At 42.3% G+C, this 4,113-nt stretch carries 3 protein-coding genes; 2 read left to right on the forward strand and 1 reads right to left on the reverse strand.

Annotated elements, in window-relative coordinates:
- On the reverse strand, positions 1-521 hold a 521-nt coding region (locus tag QUB33_RS28800), incomplete at its 3' end, for an ISAs1 family transposase (RefSeq protein ID WP_333357878.1).
- Between the two features lie 552 nt (positions 522-1,073).
- Here QUB33_RS28800 and QUB33_RS28805 point away from each other — a divergent pair.
- Both QUB33_RS28805 and QUB33_RS28810 read left to right on the forward strand, forming a co-directional pair.
- Positions 1,074-1,922: an SMP-30/gluconolactonase/LRE family protein gene (locus QUB33_RS28805; protein WP_333357888.1), complete on the forward strand. Its 849-nt coding sequence runs from the start codon at positions 1,074-1,076 to the stop codon at positions 1,920-1,922.
- Between the two features lie 124 nt (positions 1,923-2,046).
- On the forward strand, positions 2,047-3,774 hold the full coding sequence (locus tag QUB33_RS28810) for a hypothetical protein (RefSeq protein WP_333357891.1): 1,728 nt from the start codon (positions 2,047-2,049) through the stop codon (positions 3,772-3,774).
- Positions 3,775-4,113: the final 339 nt, after the last annotated feature.

Raw genomic sequence — 4,113 nt, forward strand, 5'->3', positions numbered from 1 at the left:
GCCCACGCCGTCACTAAATGTAAGTTTTTTACCCCTTTTTGTCGGTCATAAGATCCTCTCAGACTTTTTCCATCAATCGGGATCACTTCTTGGCTAATTGAACCGATTAATTGGTTGATCCATTGAGCTAATTTTTGCTCTAACATTTTGGGGTCTAACTTTTCAAACACCCGACGGAATGTATCATCACTCGGAATGCCATTGGGTAATTTTAAAAACTTTTGTAACCAGGTAAGCTTACTGATTCCATAATTTTCCATGTCTTCCCACCCATCCGCTCCGGCTATGACCGCTAAAAGGGCAATGACGAGAATGTCTTTGAGTAAATGTTGTTTGGTTCGCTCCACTCTTGGGTCTGGTACGTCATCAAAATAATTTGAAAAGCCAGTTTGTAAATCTTCGATAGAGATGGGCTTTGGCTTGTTGAGTTCTTCGGATTTTTCCGCTGGCTTGGAGGGACCGAATCCTTTACTCATAACCATAAACTTTTCCTTACCTTGATGACTTAGCTTTTGAGGCATTATAGAACCGTTACTGACGAGCGGGCTAACCTGTATATTGTGTTGGTTTTGTCAAGTACAATTTATACCAAATTAGATGAGCTTACCCTGGGTGTCAACTTCAGGAATGTCATATCAATTCCGGTTGCACTCCTTATGACTGTTGACTGTTGACTGTTGACTGTTGACTCGATTTTATTACAGGGCTGATGCAAGCGGAAATGATATTAGCAGGTGCCGATCGCAAATTTAAATGATATTACTATACTATGTTATCGGTGCGGCAATCTGTTTGAAATAGCCCAAATTTTGTATTTTTAATATAAATGTAATATAGGTGCGGTATGATCGCTTTCACTACAACTCTCACTCAATGCAATTAACAAGGTCAACATGATCGCCCAAATTGCTACCCTCAGCCTCTTGTTTATAGTTTTGACTCTAGCATTCAGCAACACGCTTTTCAAAAAATATCTGTTAAAACCTTTCACTGACAGCAATTTGTCCAACCAATTAACATCTGATTTGACAATGTTGACCGCCCAAACGAAAAACCAGGAGAAAAAAAATACCATGCAAAGTATTTTCGATGACAGTGCGAAATTAGAAAAAGTAGCTGGCGATTTCCAATTTATAGAAGGCCCGATTTGGCATCCAGACGGCTTTTTGCTGTTCAGCGATATTCCCGCCAATATTATCTATAAACTCACATCAAATCAGCAAGTTGAGGTATTTCGCCGCCCTTCGGGAAAAGCCAACGGGAATACTTTAGACAAAGAAAACCGCTTACTTACTGCCGAACACGAAAATCGCCGCGTATCCCGCACAGAAAAGGACGGCCAAGTTATCACATTGGCGGATAGATACCAGGGAAAAAAATTCAACAGTCCGAACGATTTGGTGGTTAAATCCGACGGTAGTATTTATTTTACCGATCCCTCCTACGGTGTTAGTAAAGAGCAGGAAGAATTTGGTTTTTACGGTGTTTACAGGCTGGCATCCGACGGAAAATTAACTCTGCTGGTTAAGGATTTGGTGTTGCCAAATGGCCTCGCCTTTTCACCAGACGAGCAAAAACTTTATGTCAACAATTCGGAAGCGGGATACATTGCCGTTTTCGATGTAAAACCGGACGGAACTGTTACAAATGAGCGGCTTTTTGCAGCAGATTTAAAAGACGCCAGTCAAGGCGGAGTTCCCGACGGTCTAAAAGTTGATTTAGAGGGGAATGTTTACAGCACCGGGCCGGGGGGAGTGTGGATTTTTTCACCGGATGGCAAGCTTTTGGGAAAAATTTCTGTGCCTGAGACGGCGACTAATGTGGCTTGGGGAGAAAGCGATCGCAAAACGCTTTACATTACGGCAAATACAAGTCTGTATCGGATTCGCCTTAAAATTGCGGGTGTGCGACCTGGAAAATAATCTAAAATAGGGCGAAGTGGACAGTAAAGCGGTTTTTATTAGGGGTAATTGACCGGGCATGATATAATCGTAGGTTTGAGAATCAGTCATTCCTGATTCTTTAATCTCAAATCTCAAATCTCAAATGGTATTAATAGCTCGGTTGCACAAATTTCTAACTGCTACAGTCGATCGCAAATCCCGATCGCACACAATATTTTGGTTGGCTCTGAGCTTGACATTTGCCACAGTTTATGGTCTTTTAGGAATGAAGCAAGTCTTTAGCGCCGAGTATATGGTGCAAGACGATGCGAGGCAGCACGTTTTCTGGATGATGCGGTTTGTCGATCCTGAATTATTCCCCAACGATTTCATTGCTAATTATTTTCAATCAGTCGCCCCCGCAGGATACAGCACGCTCTACAAATTAGCCGCAACAGTTGGTATTCATCCGCTATTTCTTCACAAAATATTGCCGCTATTTCTCGGCTTAATCTCCACTTATTACTGTTTTGGCCTGTGCCTAGAAATGCTGCCAGTGCCGATGACTGGATTTATTGCATCTTTGCTGTTAAATCAGCATATGTGGATGACCGATGATTTGGCTTCCACAACGCCAAGAGCTTTTATATATCCCATATTCCTTGCTTTTTTATATTATTTGTCCCGCAGTTCCTTGCTGCCTTGTTTAGGAGCGATCGCCCTGATCGGACTATTCTATCCTCCTTACGCCTTGGTTGCTGCTGGAATTTTAGTTTTGCGGCTGCTATGCTGGGAAAAAGGCGGTTTGCGCTTGTCGCGCGATCGAACTAATTACCTGTTTTGCAGTACAGGTTTGGGAGTAATCTTTTTAGTAATGCTGCCCTATGCCTTAGATAACTCTGAATTTGGCCCAACTTATACCGCAGCAGAAGCGAAGCAAATGGCCGAATTTGCACCAGACGGCAGAAATGCTTTTTTTCGTCCAAACCCCAAAGATTATTGGTTGACAGGGCGGGGCAGCGGGATGTTTCCCAAGTCGCTGTTTACGCCTGTAACTCACTGTGTGGGGCTGTTATTTCCGCTGCTGCTGTTTTTGCGCTCGGCTTTTCCCTTAGCCAATCATATTCAACGCCAAATCTGGCTTTTGCTTCAGCTATTTTTAGCATCCTCCGCGATGTTTTTTGCTGCTCACGCAACCATTTTTAAGCTGTATCAACCCGGTCGTTATACAGCATACAACTTGCGATTTATTGTGGTTTTTATAACTGCGATGTCCCTAACTTTAATAATCGATGGAGTCGGTTATTGGGCATCAAAAGCCGCAACAACATTTTATTTAAAAAATATAGTGGCACTAACTACGACAGCGACAATCGCTATCGCCGTTGTTCTTTATCCCTGCTTAGTAGAAAAATTTCCCACAGTCGGGTATGTAGAAGGTAAAATGCCGGGTTTGTACAAATTTTTTCAGCAACAACCTAAAGATATCTTGATTGCTTCTATCGCAACCGATACGGATCATTTGCCCACATTTAGTCAGCGTTCTGTTCTAGTGGCAAAGGAATATGCAGTGCCTTATCAAAAAGGCTACTACAGCAAATATCTGCAGCGACTTAACGATTTAATTCGCGCTCAATACACTCCCGATGGAGCTGTATTGCAAAGTTTCATTAATAGCTATGGAGTTGATTTTTGGATAATCGCTCGCAATGCTTTGACTCTTCAGTATATAAAGAATGATGGCTGGCTAAATCAATTTGATTCTACACCGCAGGCGAGCCTTTCTCTAGAACAAGGGAAAATTCCCGCCTTAGCTTCAGCAATGACAAGTTGTGCGGTTTTTCAGAATGAAATTGTAGTGGTGTTGGATGCGTCTTGTATAGTGAAATAGGCTGGGAGTTAAGACGGCTCACACCCAGAAATAAATGCCTTACCATCCCCTGACTGAGAACGAGAAAAAAAATCAATCGGCTTTCTTGACTTAAACTCTTGATTTTTAGGTTGACCCGGAGGCAAGAAACCCGGTTTCTGACCCAAGAATTAATAGTTTAGTGATTTGTAGGGGAAATCCCCTTGCGGTTGCCACTCCTGATGGGTAATGTTGCGGATATCGTGCAATTAAATAATCTCCGCAATCAAAGGTGAATATGTATCAATACAGTTCAGTTAAGGCTATGCAGTGCTTAAAACAATAAATACAGGAGGATTCATTATGATTCCAGTACCTCTG

Origin of the sequence: Microcoleus sp. B3-A4 (assembly GCF_036705385.1) — a bacterium.
Classification (GTDB): domain Bacteria; phylum Cyanobacteriota; class Cyanobacteriia; order Cyanobacteriales; family Microcoleaceae; genus Microcoleus.